This window comes from Streptomyces sp. NPDC007905, from assembly GCF_042959345.1.
GTDB lineage: Bacteria > Actinomycetota > Actinomycetes > Streptomycetales > Streptomycetaceae > Streptomyces.
On the sequence record NZ_JBIBKS010000010.1, the window covers coordinates 18,108 to 34,571 of the forward strand.

General features: G+C 70.7%; 17 protein-coding genes and 1 tRNA gene. 15 read left to right on the plus strand and 3 right to left on the minus strand.

Annotation, left to right across the window (positions count from 1 at the left end):
- Positions 1-74 precede the first annotated feature (74 nt).
- Entirely contained in the window at positions 75-1,235 is a 1,161-nt protein-coding gene (locus ACFZDC_RS18935; protein ID WP_391325633.1) for a glycosyltransferase, read from the plus strand.
- Positions 1,236-1,257: 22 nt separating this feature from the next.
- Here ACFZDC_RS18935 and ACFZDC_RS18940 read toward each other — a convergent pair whose 3' ends face one another.
- Positions 1,258-2,643, minus strand: coding sequence for a polysaccharide pyruvyl transferase family protein (locus ACFZDC_RS18940; protein ID WP_391325140.1), 1,386 nt, complete (start codon positions 2,641-2,643; stop codon positions 1,258-1,260).
- A 232-nt stretch (positions 2,644-2,875) separates the two neighbouring features.
- On the opposite strand from ACFZDC_RS18940, the gene proB reads away from it, so the two are divergent.
- The 5 genes from proB (at position 2,876) to ACFZDC_RS18965 (ending at position 7,864) form a co-directional block, all read left to right on the plus strand.
- Positions 2,876-3,991 (plus strand): glutamate 5-kinase, encoded by a 1,116-nt coding sequence (proB, locus tag ACFZDC_RS18945; protein WP_391325635.1) that lies wholly within the window; start codon positions 2,876-2,878, stop codon positions 3,989-3,991.
- A 150-nt stretch (positions 3,992-4,141) separates the two neighbouring features.
- The gene (locus ACFZDC_RS18950) at positions 4,142-4,576 is read left to right on the plus strand and encodes a hypothetical protein (protein WP_391325142.1); all 435 of its coding nucleotides are present in this window, start codon (positions 4,142-4,144) and stop codon (positions 4,574-4,576) included.
- A gap of 184 nt (positions 4,577-4,760) precedes the next feature.
- Positions 4,761-6,047 carry a glutamate-5-semialdehyde dehydrogenase gene (locus ACFZDC_RS18955; protein WP_391325144.1) on the plus strand — a complete coding sequence of 429 codons (1,287 nt, stop codon included), beginning with the start codon at positions 4,761-4,763 and terminating at the stop codon, positions 6,045-6,047.
- 57 nt (positions 6,048-6,104) lie between these two features.
- A complete protein-coding gene (locus tag ACFZDC_RS18960) occupies positions 6,105-6,704 on the plus strand; it encodes a hypothetical protein (protein WP_391325146.1) in 600 nt (199 codons plus the stop codon).
- Positions 6,705-6,793: 89 nt separating this feature from the next.
- Positions 6,794-7,864, plus strand: a complete 1,071-nt coding sequence (locus ACFZDC_RS18965; RefSeq protein WP_391325147.1) for a hypothetical protein — start codon at positions 6,794-6,796, stop codon at positions 7,862-7,864.
- A 128-nt stretch (positions 7,865-7,992) separates the two neighbouring features.
- Here the strand turns inward: ACFZDC_RS18965 and ACFZDC_RS18970 are convergent, their stop codons facing one another.
- Positions 7,993-9,087: a M48 family metalloprotease gene (locus tag ACFZDC_RS18970; RefSeq protein ID WP_391325149.1), complete on the minus strand. Its 1,095-nt coding sequence runs from the start codon at positions 9,085-9,087 to the stop codon at positions 7,993-7,995.
- Between the two features lie 103 nt (positions 9,088-9,190).
- Between ACFZDC_RS18970 and ACFZDC_RS18975 the strand changes: the two genes are divergently transcribed.
- The 7 genes from ACFZDC_RS18975 (at position 9,191) to ACFZDC_RS19005 (ending at position 13,569) form a co-directional block, all read left to right on the plus strand.
- Positions 9,191-9,355 carry a hypothetical protein gene (locus tag ACFZDC_RS18975; RefSeq protein ID WP_391325151.1) on the plus strand — a complete coding sequence of 55 codons (165 nt, stop codon included), beginning with the start codon at positions 9,191-9,193 and terminating at the stop codon, positions 9,353-9,355.
- 144 nt (positions 9,356-9,499) lie between these two features.
- Positions 9,500-9,655: a hypothetical protein gene (locus tag ACFZDC_RS18980; protein WP_391325153.1), complete on the plus strand. Its 156-nt coding sequence runs from the start codon at positions 9,500-9,502 to the stop codon at positions 9,653-9,655.
- Between the two features lie 56 nt (positions 9,656-9,711).
- Positions 9,712-10,440 (plus strand): nicotinate-nucleotide adenylyltransferase, encoded by a 729-nt coding sequence (gene nadD / locus ACFZDC_RS18985; protein ID WP_391325155.1) that lies wholly within the window; start codon positions 9,712-9,714, stop codon positions 10,438-10,440.
- Between the two features lie 16 nt (positions 10,441-10,456).
- The gene (locus ACFZDC_RS18990; RefSeq protein ID WP_391325157.1) at positions 10,457-12,187 is read left to right on the plus strand and encodes a LytR C-terminal domain-containing protein; all 1,731 of its coding nucleotides are present in this window, start codon (positions 10,457-10,459) and stop codon (positions 12,185-12,187) included.
- A 102-nt stretch (positions 12,188-12,289) separates the two neighbouring features.
- A complete protein-coding gene (gene rsfS, locus ACFZDC_RS18995) occupies positions 12,290-12,727 on the plus strand; it encodes a ribosome silencing factor (RefSeq protein ID WP_391325159.1) in 438 nt (145 codons plus the stop codon).
- Positions 12,724-13,392, plus strand: coding sequence for a histidine phosphatase family protein (locus ACFZDC_RS19000; protein WP_391325161.1), 669 nt, complete (start codon positions 12,724-12,726; stop codon positions 13,390-13,392). Before rsfS ends, ACFZDC_RS19000 begins: the two co-directional genes overlap by 4 nt.
- A 104-nt stretch (positions 13,393-13,496) precedes the next feature.
- A tRNA-Ala gene (locus ACFZDC_RS19005) sits at positions 13,497-13,569 on the plus strand.
- A 78-nt stretch (positions 13,570-13,647) separates the two neighbouring features.
- On the opposite strand, the gene ACFZDC_RS19010 is transcribed toward ACFZDC_RS19005, so the two are convergent.
- A complete protein-coding gene (locus tag ACFZDC_RS19010; protein ID WP_391325163.1) occupies positions 13,648-14,535 on the minus strand; it encodes a helix-turn-helix domain-containing protein in 888 nt (295 codons plus the stop codon).
- Positions 14,536-14,855: 320 nt separating this feature from the next.
- Between ACFZDC_RS19010 and ACFZDC_RS19015 the strand changes: the two genes are divergently transcribed.
- Both ACFZDC_RS19015 and ACFZDC_RS19020 read left to right on the plus strand, forming a co-directional pair.
- The gene (locus ACFZDC_RS19015) at positions 14,856-16,220 is read left to right on the plus strand and encodes an MFS transporter (protein ID WP_391325637.1); all 1,365 of its coding nucleotides are present in this window, start codon (positions 14,856-14,858) and stop codon (positions 16,218-16,220) included.
- 69 nt (positions 16,221-16,289) lie between these two features.
- Positions 16,290-16,463 (plus strand): hypothetical protein, encoded by a 174-nt coding sequence (locus tag ACFZDC_RS19020; RefSeq protein WP_391325165.1) that lies wholly within the window; start codon positions 16,290-16,292, stop codon positions 16,461-16,463.
- Position 16,464: the final 1 nt, after the last annotated feature.

Sequence of the window (16,464 nt, forward strand, 5' to 3'; positions counted from 1 at the left end):
TCAGTTGACTAGGGGGAATTGTGACCGTCGTGACGCAGCCTGATGTGAGTGTGATCATCGGGGCGTACGAGGCGATGCCATACCTGGTCGAGTGCCTGGCGTCCGTCGAGGCACAGACCATCGACCCGGCACGTATGGAGGTCATCTCCGTCGACGACGGCTCCACGGACGGCACGGGGGAGTACCTGGAGGAGTTCGCGGCCCGCGCCCCCATGCCGGTCACCGTCATCCGGCAGGAGAACTCCGGCGGCCCCAGCGGCCCGCGCAACGTCGGCCTCGGCAAGGCCGCCGGACGCTACGTCTTCTTCCTCGACGCCGACGACCGGCTCGGGCCCGAGGCCCTGGAGCGCATGGTCGCCATGGCCGACAAGAACGGCACCGACGTCGTCCTCGGCCGGGTCGAGGGCATCAACCGAATCCCGCCGAAGTCCATGTGGGGCAAGACGCTCGACCGGACCGACGTCTACTCCTCCAACATCAAGTTCACGCTGAGCGCGCAGAAACTCTTCCGCCGCGAACTGCTGGAGCAGCACGGCATGCGCTTCGACGAGTCCCTGTGGACCGGCGAGGACGCGCTCTTCACCATGGAGGCGTACCTGCGGGCGAACGGCGTGTCCGTGCTCGCTGACTACACCTGCTACTACCTGGTCGGCCGCGAGGACGGCAAGCACGTGACGAAGAGCGGGAGTTACACCCTCCGCTTCGACTCCGCGCGCGCCCTGATGAAACTGATCGCGGACATGGTCCCGGCGGGCGCCAAGCGCGACACCCTCATGGTCCGGCCCTTCCTCATCACCCTGCTGCCACAGTTCGGGCCGAAGTTCCTCAAGGACGGCGAAGAGGTCCGCCGGCGCAAGTTCGAGCTGGCCAAGCCGCTGATGGACGCCTACTGGACGCCCGGGGTGGCCCGTCGGCTCAAGGTGCACGAGCGGCTGCGGCTGCACCTGGTGGCCCAGCAGCGGCCCGATCTGCTACTGGACGTCGTGGAGTTCGTGAAGGCGAAGAAGCAGGCCGCCGCCGTCCTGGAGAAGCGCGGTACCCGTCTGTACCTCATCTACCCGCACTTCCGGTCGAAGGCGGCCGGCATCCCCGACCACGTCTACCTCGCCGAACCCCGCGAGGCCCGGGTCTTCGACGGTTACCGGGAGGCCGCCGCCACCTCCTTCCTGCGCCGGGCGCTCAGGAAGATCCGGCGGATGCTGCCCAGCGGAGGAGTCGGCGCGGCGGCGGCCTGAAGGTGCCCCATGAGGCAGGGAGTCACTGCTTGCCCGACTGCAACGCCCGGCCCATCACGCGGCGGGCGCGCCGGTAGACGGAGGCGGCGGGAGCGGGCACCGTGTCCTTGGACCGGCGCGCCCGCGCCAGCTCCCGCCTCAACTGGTTGTTGTCCTGGGTCAGTTCGCTGACACGGGTGTGCAGCCAGCCGAACCGGCTGCTGAGCGAGGCGAGGTCGGTGTCGTTCCAGGGGCGCACGCCCGGCGGGAACGCCAATGACCCCATCTTCTCCTCGAAGGCCGCGCCGCCGTCGCCGTGCGTGAACGTGTTCTGCAGGCCGTTCTTGTCCAGGAACCCGGCGAACCGCTCGAAGCGCTCCCGGTGGTTGCCGAGCAGGCCGCCGAAGTCGGCCTGCTCGTACAGCCGCGCCGGGTCGGCCGCCTCCGGGTCCTTGGCGACCTTGTCCAGCCGCTGGTGCGGGATCTCGAAGTACCGGCACAGCTCCAGCGTGCGCGAGTCCCCGCACAGCACGGTCGCGGGCGTCCCCGCGAGCAGCGCCGCGATGTTGCCGTGGATGCGGGAGCCGAAGGAGAAGTCGAAGGGGCGCAGGTCGTCGATCCAGGTGACCGGGTCGATGTACACCCGCACCTTGTCCTCCCCGTACATCGGGTGGTCCGGGTGCGTCGGCATCGCGGTCACCTGGGCGTTCGGGTCGCTGAGGTCGCGCCAGTGCAGCTGCCGCGCGTCGCTGAGGTTCTGGCCGACGAAGCGCAGGTGGGGGTACCGGTCGTGGGTGCGAGTGATGATCCGGCCGAGGCCCTGCTTCTTCACCGCGCTGTGCGAACCGTTGATCGCGATCCGTGACTGAGCGGTCAGCTCGGGCACCCGCTTGCGGACGTCGAGCGCGCTGCCGTACAGGAACAGCGACGGGCAGCCGATCACCTCCACGTCCCGGAAGCCCATGTCCCGCAGATACTGCTCGGTGAACTCACCCCGCACCCCGATCGAGGCACTGCGCTCCAGCACCGCCGAGCAGAACTCGCGGACCGTCGGCTCGATCTGCCGCAGCCGCTCCGGGTCGTAGCTCACCCCGGTCTGCGCGCCGACGCCGAGCACCACGACCGGGATCCTGAGCCGCGTGATGAGCCGGGTCAGGCGCTTCAGCGCGGTCTCGAAGGAGGGCCGGAAGGCGTTGGCGAGCGGCACGACGAAGGCGTCGTACTCCTCGTTGATCCGGGCGGCGGCGGCCACCTCGGTCCGCCCGCCGTTCGAGACGACCTCGGTTCCCGGTACCTCGAGGATCTTGTGGGCCGCGTCCTGGAAGATCAGGTTGCCCGCGTTGGTGGCCATGACGTCCTGATGGAGAGCCTCTTCCACGGTGTAGACGTCATAGGGGCTCTTGCCGGATCTCAGCAGGATGCGCTTCACAGGGCGAACAGTAGGAGACACAAGCTTCAACCTAAGTTTGCGTCAGCTTTAATTTCTATAAGCAACCAACACAACCTTTTTGCCGTAAGCGACTCGTGCGCAGATGGCTACAGCCCGCCTGTCCGGAGGCTGGACCGGTGCGCACTACAGGGCCCCGTCGCGTAGATTGCCGGACAGGCAGCCGGAACCGGGCGAGGGGACAGCAGGCAAGGTGGCAAGGGCAAGGCAGGCCGTGGGCGAGGCCCGCAGGATCGTCGTCAAGGTGGGCTCCTCCTCGCTGACCACCGCCGCGGGCGGCCTGGACGCCGACCGCGTCGACGCGCTGGTCGACGTCCTCGCCAAGAGCCGCAGCGGCGGGGAGAAGGAGGTCGTCCTCGTCTCCTCCGGAGCCATCGCTGCCGGCCTCGCCCCCCTGGGCCTGCGCCGCCGCCCCAGGGACCTGGCCCGCCAGCAGGCCGCCGCCAGCGTCGGCCAGGGCCTGCTCGTCGCTCGCTACACCGCCTCCTTCGCCCGCTACGGCGTACGCGTCGGCCAGGTCCTGCTCACCAGCGACGACATGAGCCGCCGCGCCCACCACCGCAACGCCTCCCGCACCCTGGACAAGCTGCTGGCCATGGGTGCCTGCCCGATCGTCAACGAGAACGACACCGTCGCCACCGACGAGATCCGCTTCGGCGACAACGACCGCCTCGCCGCGCTCGTCGCCCACCTCGTCCACGCCGACCTGCTGGTGCTCCTCTCCGACGTCGACGGCGTCTACGACGGCGATCCCAGTAAGCCGGGCACCTCGCGGATAGCGGAGGTGCGCGGGCCCGAGGACCTCGCCGAGGTCGAGATCGGCAGCGCGGGCAAGGCCGGCGTCGGCACCGGCGGCATGGTCACCAAGGTGGAGGCCGCCCGGATCGCGGCCGCCGCGGGCATCCCGGTGGTGCTGACCAGCGCCGTCCACGCGGCGGAGGCGCTGGCCGGCGGCGACACCGGCACCTACTTCCACCCTGCCGGCAAGCGCTCGGCCGACCGGATGCTGTGGCTCCAGCACGCCTCCACACCGCAGGGTTCCCTCACGCTGGACGACGGCGCGGTCCGCGCGGTCGTCGAGCGGCGCAAGTCGCTGCTGCCCGCGGGAATCGCCGCCGTGGAGGGCGAGTTCAGCGCCGGTGACCCCGTCGAGCTGCGGGACGGCAGCGGACGTGCGGTGGCCCGTGGACTCGTCAACTTCGACGCCAAGGAGATCCCCCAGCTGATCGGGCGTTCGACCCGGGAGCTGGCGCGCGAGCTCGGCCCGGCGTACGAACGCGAGGTCGTACACAGGGACGACCTGGTGCTGCTGCACTCGCAACACGCGTAAAACCACCAGTGAAACGGGGCGTAAGGACGGCTCCCGGTGGGGGACGTTCCGTAAAACCGCCACGCGGAGCCCCGCGGCCTGCTCAACTTTCTCCCAGAGGCAGTTGAAGGGACAGGTTCCGTCGAGGGGCATTGCGTGAAGGAGGCCGTCGTGAGACGAGTGCGCCCTGGGGCGGCGTCCCGCGGTGCTCTGACGAGCGTCGCGGCCGGCGACACGTACCAGGACTACGAGGAGCCCAAGGACCTGCCCCGCCTGTGGCACGTCACCCTCAGCGTCTCCGGGGCGAAGGTTCCCCTGCCGGACCTGCGACGCGCCCTGGAACAGCTCGCCCACGACCACCCCTTCCTGTTGACCAGCAGATACGCGAGCGACCACGCGGAGATCCGGTACTGGGAGGAGGCCCGCGACCTGCACGACGCGGCCGCCGTCGCCCTGCGCCTGTGGGGCGAGCACCGGCAGAGCGCGGGCCTGCCGGCCTGGGAGATCGTCGGGCTCGAGGTCATCGACCGGGAGACGTACCACCAGCGCATCGCCGAGGGGTACGGGCCGGCGCCCGCGACACCCGTCGGGGTTCACCCCTTCTGACCTTCCGGCGGGACCGGCTCGGGTCCTGACCGTCCGGCGTGGGACCGGCTCGGCTCCTGACCGTCCGGCGTGGGACCGGCTCGGCTCCTGACCGTCCGGCGTGGGACCGGCTCGCCCCTTTTCACCCGTCTCGCCGTGTGGGACGACGGCTGAACCGCTCCGGGCCGCGCACTACCCTTCCCTCATGACCACGCTCTCGCCGTACGACTCCATGTCCCCGGTCACCCAGGCCGCCTACCGGGCCAAGGCCGCCGCCGCCGACCTCGCGCCGCTCCCGCGCGCCGTGAAGGACGACGCGCTGCTCGCCATCGCCGACGCCCTGGAGGTCCGGACCAGCGAGATCGTCGAGGCCAACGCCAAGGACGTGTCCAAGGCCCGGGAGAACGGCACCAGCGAGGCCATCGTCGACCGGCTCACCCTCACCCCCGAGCGGATCCGCGCCATCGCCTCCGACGTCCGCGACGTCGCGAAGCTGCCCGACCCGGTCGGCGAGGTCGTCCGCGGCTCCACCCTCCCCAACGGCATCGACCTGCGGCAGGTCCGCGTCCCGCTCGGCGTGGTCGGCATCATCTACGAAGCCCGCCCCAACGTCACCGTCGACGCCGCCGCCCTCTGCCTGAAGTCCGGCAACGCCGTCCTGCTGCGCGGCTCGGTCTCCGCCTACGAGTCCAACACCGCCCTCGTCCGGGTGATCCGCGACGCCGTCGGCGGCGCCGGGCTGCCCGCCGACGCCGTCCAGCTGGTGCCGGGCGAGAGCCGTGAGTCCGTGCGCGAGCTGATGCGCGCCCGGGGACTCGTCGACGTGCTGATCCCGCGCGGCGGCGCCTCCCTGATCCAGACCGTGGTCAGCGAGTCCACCGTCCCCGTCATCGAGACCGGCACCGGCAACTGCCACGTCTACGTCGACGCCCAGGCGGACATCGACATGGCGATCGAGATCCTGATCAACTCCAAGGCCCAGCGGGTCAGCGTCTGCAACGCAGCCGAGACCCTCCTGGTCCACCAGGACATCGCCCCGGAGTTCCTGCCGCGTGCCCTCGACGCCCTCGCCGAGGCAGGGGTGACCGTGCACGCCGACGAGCGGGTGCTGGCCCACGCCAAGGACTCGAAGGCCACCGTGGTCGAGGCGACCCCGGAGGACTGGGAGACCGAGTACCTCTCGTACGACATCGCCGCCGCCGTCGTGGACTCCCTCGACAAGGCCGTCGAGCACATCCGGCTGTGGACCTCAGGCCACACCGAGGCGATCGTCACCACCTCCCAGCAGGCGGCCCGCCGCTTCACCCAGCTGGTCGATTCCACCACCGTCGCCGTGAACGCCTCCACCCGCTTCACCGACGGCGGCCAGTTCGGCTTCGGCGCCGAGATCGGCATCTCCACCCAGAAGCTGCACGCCCGCGGTCCCATGGGCCTTCCGGAGCTGACCAGCACGAAGTACATCGTCACCGGCGACGGCCACGTCCGCCGCTGACGGCCTGGCGGAAAGACGTCTCATCAGGCGGATGAATTTCCATACCGTCTGCCCAAATTGATCCCCCAGGTCTACTCTGGATCCGTGCCGGAGGACGTGGGGGGCACGCCGTTCCCTGACGGCTGGGAGCCCGACGACGACCACGACCACGGGGTGCCGGACGAAGAGTTCGCCTCCGTGGTATTCGACGAGGCCTTCGTACAGGCGGCCGTGGTGCACGAGCCGACCGCCGTCGAACGCCTCCTGGCCGCCGCGCAGGCCAGAGCCGAGGCCTCCGAGGCAGAAGCCCGCCGAGCCCACGCCAGAGGCGAGCGCTACGACGACGGGTACGGCCCCGAAGGTACCGATTTCGGTCATGACCGGGACGATGACGAACTGGACGACACCTACGTCCTCGGCGACCACCGCGGTGCCTTCGGACCCTACGGCAGGCAGGTCCGCTGGCACCGGCCCGTCGCCTGGGTGCTCGCCCTCGTGGTGGGCATCGGCATGGTCGCGCTGGCCTTCGCCGCGGTCTACCGGGGCGCCTCCTCGAACACCCGCGACCGGGTGCCCTCACCCGCCTCGACCGGCCTGGAACAGGGCGCGGCCTCACCCCCCTCCGCCTCCGCCGACTCCGCCCAGCCGGCGGTCTCGGCGATCCCGCGATCGCCCTGAACAGCCGCACACACTTCTGGTGAGAACCTGTCAGAAGTTGTCGTGCAGCACGGCGTTTACCCGAGGCCCGCGAGACCTACCCTGAAAGTATGGGCGGGCCTGGAGACCCACCGGAGGGGACACCCGAGGGCGGCCCCGGCGGTGCAGAGGACGAGTACCGATCCGTCGTGTTCGACGAATCGTTCGTCCGTGCTGCCCGCCTCCAGGAATACTCCGCGCAGGAGCGCATGGCCGACCACGCGCCCGCCGTACGCCGCCGCCCGCCCCTGCGCCGGGGGCTGACCCGGCAGGCCCTGATCCTCGCCATGCTGATCGCCGTCGCCTTCGGCACCGCGGTCTACATGGGCGTCCGCCATCCCTACAGCTCCCCGCAGGCCCGGCGCTCCGTCGAGGCCCTGCGGATGACCGTCATCCCGCTCGCCCCCCAGGGAAAGGTGCCCGGCGCCGCCGACGCCGAGTTCCTCTACGCGCACAGCCCCGCCGCCCAGTTCGAGGTCGGCGCCACCGGGATACCACTGCCCGCCACCCGCAGCACCGCCCACTTCTCCGACAGCCAGGTCACGGCCGCCCTGAGCATCACCAGGAACTACCTCGTCCGCTCCTCCCTCGACCCCGACGTGCTCACCGGCCACCAGGTCCGCCCGGCCCGGTCCCTTCTGGACTCCGACCAGCTCGACCAGTTCGACCAGAGCTTCGACCACCCGGCGGCGGACGGCCGTCACGCCCCCACCGGCTGGCTGGTCCGCCTCGACCCCTCCCGCGCGGAACTGGCCGACGACAGGATCCGCGTCCAGGGCACCCTGCAGGCCACCGAAACCGACCCGGCCACCCTGGAGGTCGACGCCCACACGATCTTCGTCTACGCCCTGCGCCCGGCCGGCGCCGCTGCCGACGCCCCTGTGTCCCTGTTCACCGTCCGCCGCGAGCTGACCCTCCGCTTCGACCCCGACGACCTGCGCCTGGGCGAGCTCCAGCTGATCGCTTCCTACCTCCAGGCCGGCCCCATGTCCTGCGTGGACGACGCCACCTCCTATCTGCGCCCCCTTCTGTCCGGCCAGACCGCCCGGACGGGCCGCCCGGCCGGCACCAACCCCTTCGCGATGGACAGCGCGACGGCCCTGTGCGGAACGCTGGCCCCTCAGGCCCAGCCGAAGGTCTGAGGGGGCCTGGGCCGAGGTGTGAAGGAGGCGCCGGGGCCAAGGTGCGAGGGAGGCCCGGGGCAAAGCCGTGAACGAGGCCGGGGCCAAGCCGTGAGGGGGACTGGGGTCGAGGTGTGAGAGGGCTCGGGTCAGTCCCCTTCCTGCGGCGGCGTGTCGCTCGGCCCGTCCTTCGGGGGAGCCGGGGTCCTGAAGCCGTCGAAGCCGCGGCGGACCCGGTCACCCAGGTCGCCGGCGCCGCCCGCGAGATCCGTGACCAGCTTCATCAGGGGATCCTTGGAGCTCTTCACATCGCTGGCGTAGCTCGCGGCGGACTCGCGGAAGGAGTCGCTGACCGAGGTGTCCTTGTCCTCGCTGCGCCTCGGATAGTGCCCGTCCATGATCCGCTGGTAGTCCCGGGACCCGGCCCATTTCTTCAGCTCGGCCGCCCGTAGGGTGGCGAAGGGATGCGAGCGGGGCAGCACGTTCAGGATCTTCAGCACGGAGTCGCGCAGATCGCCCCCGGACTCGTACTCCTCGGCCTGCTCCAGGAACGCGTCCACGTTCATCTCGTGCAGATGGTTGCCACCCGCGATCTTCATCAGGCCGCGCATGGAGGCCCGCAGGTCCTGCCCCACCAGCAGCCCCGCCCGGTCCGCGGACAGCTCCGACTTGCGGAACCACTCCCGCAGCGCCGTCACGATCGCCATGATCGCCAGATTGCCCAGCGGGATCCAGGCGACCTTCAACGCCAGGGATGTCAGGAACAGCAGAATCGTGCGGTACACCGAGTGCCCGGACAGGGCGTGGCCCACCTCGTGCCCGACGACCGCCCGCATCTCCTCCTCGTCGAGCAGCTCGACCAGCCCCGTGGTGACCACGATGATCGGCTCGTCAAGCCCGATGCACATCGCGTTCGGCTGCGGGTCCTGCGTGACGTACATCGGCGGGACCTTCTCCAGGTCCAGGATGTAACAGGCGTCGAGCAGCATGTCGTGCAGGTGCGAGAACTGCCGCTCCGAGACGCGCACCGAGTCGGACAGGAACAGCAGTCTCAGGCTCCGCTCCGGAAGCAGCCCGCTGAGCGCCTTGAACACCGTGTCGAATCCGCTGAGCCTGCGCAGCGCCACCAGGGCCGACCGGTCGGCCGGGTGCTCGTACGCACGCGAGGAGATCCCCGGGAAGCGCCTGCGCTGCCTGCTCGGCACACGCTCGTGCCCCGTCTGCTCGCGGCCGTCGTCGGACATGTCTTCCCCCATGTGCGTGTGAGTGCCCACTGTGCCCCCAAGGCAGAGGCCAGCCTAGGCGGAGATACCGTGGACGGGCAGTACAGCCGAAGGAGTCCGCGTCATGGAGCACCACCCCACAGCCGCCTGGCTGACCGAGGCCGCCACGAGCGCCGTCCAGCAGCACGGGGCGGGGAACCTGCTCCGGGTCGTCCTGATCGTGATGGTCCTTGGGTGCGTACTGACCGCGTGGTTCCTGCTGCGCGGCTACAAGGGGAAGGACGACTGACGGTCGCCGAAGGTTCCCCGGCCGCGCCCGACCCGCGCCCCGCCACCCGCACCAACGGCGGAGTCGGGGTGATCGGCGCCGGGCCGCCCGCATACGATGAGCCGACATCTTTATCCCGCCCACACGCGATAGGTCCTGCCGAAGATGAGCATCCACCGCGCCGCTGCCCAGCTGGTCACCCTCGCCGAGGAGCACGGCGGCAACCACAACAGCCTCAACCCGGCCGTCACCGGCGGCGGCGCCTTCATCATCCTGCTGCTGCTCCTGTGGATCACCACCCGCTTCAACCGCGACCGCTGACCCGGGACCCCGTCCCCCGCCGGGGCCCTCAGACCGGGCCGGTAGGGTCTGCACGCATGGGAGAGCAGGACATGCCTACCGGTCCGGCGAACGAAGCGGCCGCGCACACGGCCGGCGCCGCCGCCAAGAACGCCGACCCGGCGGCCGGCACGGTGAAGACCCCGGCGTACGGGCCGGGCAACGGCCCCGCCCACACGGGCAAGCGCCGCCTCGGCGTCATGGGCGGAACCTTCGACCCGATCCACCACGGGCACCTCGTGGCGGCCAGCGAGGTCGCGGCCCAGTTCCAGCTGGACGAGGTGGTGTTCGTGCCCACCGGCCAGCCGTGGCAGAAGTCCCACCGCAAAGTCTCCCCGGCCGAGGACCGCTATCTGATGACGGTCATCGCGACCGCCGAGAACCCGCAGTTCTCCGTCAGCCGCATCGACATCGACCGCGGCGGCCCCACCTACACCGTGGACACGCTGCGCGACCTGCGGGCCCTCAACCCCGACACCGACCTGTTCTTCATCACCGGCGCGGACGCCCTCGCCCAGTTGCTGACCTGGCGGGACTCGGAGGAGCTGTTCTCCCTCGCGCACTTCATCGGCGTCACGCGGCCCGGGCACCACCTGACCGACCCGGGCCTGCCGGCGGGCGGCGTCTCGCTCGTCGAGGTGCCGGCGCTCGCCATCTCCTCCACAGGCTGCCGTGCGAGAGTCGCCAAGGGCGACCCCATCTGGTACATGGTGCCGGACGGAGTCGTGCGCTACATCGACAAGCGCGAGCTGTACCGCGGCGAGTGAGCCGAGAGGGGCACCGGTGAACGACCGATACGACACAGGTGACGCCGGCTACGGCGCCGCCCCGTACGAACTCGTCGGCTACGACGAGCACGGGCAGCCCGTGTACCGGCAGATCCCGGCACAGCAGGCGCCGCAGCAGCCGTACGACCCGTACGCCCAGCAGGGCTACGGCTACGACTCGTACGCTACGGGCGGCCAGCAGCAGCCGCCCTCCTACGACCCCTACGACACCGGTCAACAGCCGCCCGCCGCACCCTCCTACGACGCTTATCGCTCGCAGGCCCCGTACGACCCGTACGGCACCGGCACGCACCGCGCCGCCACCCCGGACCCCTACGGGCAGGCGGCCACCAGCGGGCAGCAGCAGCACCGCGTCGCCGAACAGACCGCGTACATCCCGCAGCAGGCCGGTCCGGCCGAGCCGGCTCATGCCCCGGACGAGCCCGAGCAGGCGACCTCCGGGGAACGGGAGTACCACACCGAGCAGTTCGCCTTCGTGGAGGACCCGGACGGTGACTCCGAGGACGTCATCGACTGGCTGAAGTTCACCGAGAACCGCACCGAGCGCCGCGAGGAGGCCCGCCGTCGCGCCCGCGCCCGGGTCACCGCCCTCGTCGTCGTCCTCGCCCTCGTCGCCGTCGGCGGCGTCGGCTACCTCTGGTACGCCGGGAAACTGCCCGGCCTGTCCTCGTCCGGCTCCAAAACGGGCACGGCGACGCCGGTGAGCGCCCAGAAACGCGACGTGATCGTCGTCCACCTGCACAACACCGGCAAGGGCGGCACCTCCACGGCACTGCTGGTCGACAACACCACCACCAAACAGGGCACCACCGTCCTGCTGCCCAACTCCCTCGCGCTGAGCGGCGACGACGGCTCCACCACGACCCTCGCCAAGTCGGTCGACGACGACGGCGCCTCCGGCACCCGCGACCAGCTCGACACCGTCCTCGGCACCGACATCCAGGGCACCTGGCGCCTGGACACTCCCTACCTGCAGAACCTCGTCGACCTGGTCGGCAACATCGACATCGACACCAATGCCGACGTACCCGACCCGGACGCCAAGAAGAAGAACACCTCGCCACTGGTCCACCAGGGCAAGGGCCAGACCCTCAGCGGCAAGATGGCCGTCGCCTACGCCACCTACCGCGCCGCCGGCGAGGCCCAGAACGCCCAGCTGGAGCGGTTCGGGCAGGTCATGCAGGGCGTACTGCGCAAGGTCTCCTCCGATCCGGCGGACGCCACGACCACCGTGCAGACCCTCGCGCAGATTCTCGACCCGCCGCTGACCGACAAGGACCTCGGCAGCTTCCTCGCCAGGCTCGCGGACCTCGCCAAGGGCGGCGACTACCGGACGGCCCTGCTTCCCGTGCAGTCCGACGGCACGCTGAGCGCCAGGACCAGCGGCAGCGTGGTGAAGGACATCCTCGGCGGCACCGCCAAGAGCCCCGACGCGGGCTCCGCGGTCCGGGTCTCCGTCCAGAACGCCACCGGCGTGAAGGACGACACGGAGAAGGCCCGCGTGGTCCTCCTCAACGGCGGCTTCACCTTCCTCGAGGGCGGCACCGAGTCCGGCACCCAGGCCACCTCCAAGGTGCTCTACGCCGATGCCGCCGACAAGGCGAACGCCACCGAGGTCGCCAAGACCCTCGGCCTGCCCGCCGGCTCGGTGACCAAGGGCACCGTCTCCTCCGGGGCCGACGTTTCGGTCGTCCTCGGCAGCGACTACAAGCCCGCCTCCTCCTGACAGCGGCCGGGGCACCCCATGTGATGCGGTAATCACGTGGGGTGCGCCAGGCGGTCCGTGAGACCCTTGGTGTCAAGTGACCCCTTGACGGAAAGCCATGTAGTGACCGCCACCGATCGTTCCCTTGAGCTCATCAACACCGCCGCGCAGGCGGCGGCCGACAAGCTCGCCCACGACGTCATCGCCTACGACGTCAGCGACGTCCTGTCGATCACGGACGCATTCCTGCTGGCCTCCGCGCCGAACGACCGCCAGGTCAAGGCGATCGTCGACGAGATCGAGGAGCGCCTGCTGAAGGAACTCGGCGCCAAGCCGGTACGCCGCGAGGGCGACCGCGACTCGCGCTGGATCCTGCTCGACTACGTCGACATCGTCGTGCACGTCCAGCACAGCGAGGAGCGGGTCTTCTACGCCCTGGAGCGGCTGTGGAAGGACTGCCCCGAGCTGGAGCTGCCCGCCGACGCCAAGGCCACCCGCGGCAAGGCCGAGGAGCACGCCAAGCTGCAGGACGCCGAAGAGCCGGGCGGGGAGTGGCGATGAGCGCCACCGGCGAGGTGAGCGACCGCAAGGGCAGGGGCCGCCGCATCATCCTGTGGCGGCACGGCCAGACCTCGTGGAACGTGGAACGCCGCTTCCAGGGCACCACGGACGTCGAGCTGACCGAGACCGGCATCGGCCAGGCCCGCCGCGCCGCCCGGCTGCTCGCCTCCCTGGCCCCTGACGCGATCGTCTCCTCGGACCTGCGGCGGGCCGCGGACACGGCCGCCGAGCTGGCCGCCCTCACGGGCCTCGACATCATCCGCGACGAGGGCCTGCGCGAGACCTACGCAGGCGTCTGGCAGGGGCTGACGCACGAGGAGATCATCGCCCGCTACGGCGAGGAGTACGCCGCCTGGAAGCGCGGCGAGGCGGTCCGCCGCGGCGGCGGCGAACTGGAGACCGAGGTCGCCGAACGCGCCGCTCCCGTCGTGCTGCGGCACGCCGAGAAGCTGCCCGAGGACGGCACCCTCGTGGTGGTCAGTCACGGCGGCACCATCCGCACCACCATCGGCCGTCTCCTCGGCCTGGAGGCCCCGCACTGGGAGAGCCTCGGCGGTCTCTCCAACTGCTGCTGGTCCGTGCTCGGCGAGGGCGCCCGCGGCTGGCGTCTGCTGGAGCACAACGCGGGCACCCTTCCGGAGCCCGTCCTCGGCGACGACGACTGAGCCTCCCCGGTCCGCCGTCCCCGGCCCGGGACCCGGATTTCACTTTCCGGCAGGTCACAGGCTAAAGTTCTTCTTGTTCGCCTCGCCGCGCGGGAAGAACACCAGGGGCTATAGCTCAGTTGGTAGAGCGCCTGCATGGCATGCAGGAGGTCAGGAGTTCAATTCTCCTTAGCTCCACAGATCGACACTCTGTTGAGTTGTCAAGGATCGGTGATGAGGATCCCGTCCCCTCAGGGGGGCGGGATCTGCTGCGTTTCATCGGCGGATGGGCTCGGCGGCCTCCCCGTCCGTCGGTGGCCACAGCCGCTGTCTCCGCTCCCTCAGCAACGCGACCTTCGTACGCGCCTCTTCGTCCTCCGGGGTGTAGACCACGATCCGGCACTCGGGCATCCCGTCGATGGACAGGGACTGCGAGGTCATCCGCATCTCGCCCACCCCGTGGTGACGGAACGTCTTCACTCGCGGCCCCGGCGGCGTCACCTCACCGCTCTCCCACAGCAGCGCGAAGTAGGGGCTCGCCGCCGACAGCGCGCGTATGTACTCCTCCCAGGCCGGCTCGCCCACGTGTCTGCCGTACGCCGACCGCAGCGTCGCCACCATCACCGGCAGCTCGCGCTCGCGGTGCACCACCGGACATGTCTCCTCCGGCACCGTGAACAGCGTCCACAGCACATTGGGCACACCGATCCGGAGGGTCTCCGGCACCACGAACAGATCGCGGTAGGCCGGGTTGGTGGCCAGGACGTCGTACCGCGAGTTGTAGACCACCGCGAGCAGCGGGTCGAGGGCGTCGATGATGCCCTGCACTTCCGGGCCGGTCCGGCGGGCCATGCCCTCCGGGGCCGGATCGAAGGGCACCTCGGCCAGCCGGTACAGGTGCTCCCGCTCGGGCGGGTCCAGCCGCAGCGTCCGCGCCACCGCGTCCAGCACCTGCGGCGAGGCGTTGATCGGCCGGCCCTGCTCCAGCCACGTGTACCAGGTCACGCCCACGCCTGAGAGCTGGGCGACCTCCTCCCGGCGCAGCCCGGGCGTGCGCCGCCGCAGCCCCGGCGGCATGCCCACGTCGGCCGGTGTCACCCGGGCCCGCCTGCTGCGTAGAAAGGCGGCCAGCTCCGGCCTGCGGCGTTGTGTCGTCGTCCCCATCGGCGTACGCCCCCGTCCCCCGTCGTCCCGTTTCCATCGTCGGCACCCGGCCCGGGCGCTGCCAGGTGCTGCCAGTACCAGCATCGGTGGGCACTCGGCACCTGTACCGGCCCGTCGTCAGGCTCGATGCCATGACGACGACACCCCGGCCCGGGCCGAGTTCCGCGCCCGTTCCGAACCCTGCGATCAGTGAAGCACCTGCCACTGACAGTGAAGCGTCTGACACTGACAGTGCTCCCCCCGTCCGTCACAATGGGTTTCCTGTCACGCACAGTGAAGCACCCGTCACTGACAACCGGTCCCGGCTGTTGCTCCGGGTCCTGCTGACCGCCCTGTTCATGGCAGCCCTCGACGTCTTCATCGTGAACGTCGCCACCCCCACCATCGGTTCCGATCTCCACGCCTCGGGCGCCGACCTGCAGCTGGTGATCGCCGGCTACACCATCAGCTACTCCGTGCTGCTGATCACCGGCGCCCGGCTAGGTGACCGGCTCGGCCACGCCCGGGTCCACCTGGCCGGGCTCGCCGTCTTCACGGCCGCTTCGCTCGCCTGCGGCCTGGCGCAGGGCTCGACCGAACTGATCGTGTTCCGGCTGGTGCAGGGCGCCGGTGCGGCGCTGATGATCCCGCAGGTGCTGAGCCTGATCCAGCGCTCCTTCACCGGCGAGGCCCGGGCCCGGGCGCTCGGCGCCTACTCGGCGGTCCTCGCCGTCGGTGCGGCGGCTGGGCAGATCGTCGGAGGTGTGCTGGTCAGCGCCGACCTGCTCGGCACCGGATGGCGGCCGGTGTTCCTGGTCAACGTGCCGGTGGGCGCGGTCCTGCTGGTGCTGGGCAGGCGGGTCCTGCCGAGGGGCCGCACAGCGGAGCCCGAGCGGGCACGCGCCCTGGACCTGCCCGGCCTCGTTCTGCTCGGCGCAGCCGTGTCGCTGCTGACCGTGCCGCTGGTGCTCGGACAGGAAGAGGGCTGGCCAAGGTGGTCCTGGCTTTCGCTGGGCGCCGCCGTGCTCCTGTTCGCCGTCTTCTGTGGCTACGAGTCCCGGCTCGCCCGGCGCGGCGGCGCCCCGCTGATCGCACCCCGGGTCCTGCGCCACCCCGGCATCGGCCTGGCCGTGTTCCGCATCCTGGCCGTCATGTCGCTCAACGCCGGATTTCTCTTCGCGCTGACCCTGCACGTCCAGGGCGGCCTGGGTTACAGCGCCCTGCGGGCCGGCCTGAGCTTCGCGCCGACCGCGGTCGTCTTCGGCGCGGTCAGTCTGACCTGGCGGAAGTGGCCGGCCGCCGGGCAGCGGGCGCTCACCCCTGCCGGGTTCGCGCTCACGGCCCTCTCCTTGGCCGTGGTGGGCCTCGCCTTCCACGACGGCGGCGACGGGGGAGCGGTGCTCTACGCCGGCTACGCCGGTGTGGGGGTCGGGCTCGCCCTCGCCTTCAGTCCGACGCTCACGGGCGCGCTGGCCGCCGTGCGGCCCGAGGACGCGGCGGACGCCAGTGGGCTGCTGGCGACGGTCGTCCAGCTCGGTCAGCTGATCGGGGTTGCGACCTTCGGCACACTGTTCCTGAACCGGCTTGAGTCACTCGCGGGCCCGGGGGCGTATACCTCTGCGGCGGCGTTCTCCGTGAGCGCGTGGGCGCTGGCCGGAACGGCCGCGGTGGGGGCTGTGTCCGGACTGGTACTGAGGCGTCGCTGACCGTATTGGTCCGGCCGTGGCAGAATCAAACGGCCGGAAGGGGGCGCGACCCGACGGGAGGGAGTAGCGATGCCTGCGAGCATCCTTGGGGAGGTCGGCCACCTCCTCGGTGCGGCGTTGATTCGGGGCACGACCACCCGGCTCAGCTGCCCTTCCTGCGGTTCCGCGCACGTGGCCCAAGTGCTCGGCGACAACGGCGGAATTTCCTACGTGTGCACGGCCTGCGGCCACAGCTGGAGCTGAT

Bases quoted from the DNA above. Each gene is read 5' to 3' on its own strand.
- ACFZDC_RS18935 (WP_391325633.1), top strand. From the start codon at position 75: ATGCCATACCTGGTCGAGTGCCTGGCGTCCGTCGAGGCACAGACCATC.
- ACFZDC_RS18955 (WP_391325144.1), top strand. From the start codon at position 4,761: ATGACCACGCTCTCGCCGTACGACTCCATGTCCCCGGTCACCCAGGCC.
- ACFZDC_RS18965 (WP_391325147.1), top strand. From the start codon at position 6,794: ATGGGCGGGCCTGGAGACCCACCGGAGGGGACACCCGAGGGCGGCCCC.
- ACFZDC_RS18970 (WP_391325149.1), bottom strand. From the start codon at position 9,087: ATGTCCGACGACGGCCGCGAGCAGACGGGGCACGAGCGTGTGCCGAGC.
- ACFZDC_RS18975 (WP_391325151.1), top strand. From the start codon at position 9,191: ATGGAGCACCACCCCACAGCCGCCTGGCTGACCGAGGCCGCCACGAGC.
- ACFZDC_RS18980 (WP_391325153.1), top strand. From the start codon at position 9,500: ATGAGCATCCACCGCGCCGCTGCCCAGCTGGTCACCCTCGCCGAGGAG.
- nadD (WP_391325155.1), top strand. From the start codon at position 9,712: ATGGGAGAGCAGGACATGCCTACCGGTCCGGCGAACGAAGCGGCCGCG.
- ACFZDC_RS19000 (WP_391325161.1), top strand. From the start codon at position 12,724: ATGAGCGCCACCGGCGAGGTGAGCGACCGCAAGGGCAGGGGCCGCCGC.
- ACFZDC_RS19010 (WP_391325163.1), bottom strand. From the start codon at position 14,535: ATGGGGACGACGACACAACGCCGCAGGCCGGAGCTGGCCGCCTTTCTA.
- ACFZDC_RS19020 (WP_391325165.1), top strand. From the start codon at position 16,290: ATGCCTGCGAGCATCCTTGGGGAGGTCGGCCACCTCCTCGGTGCGGCG.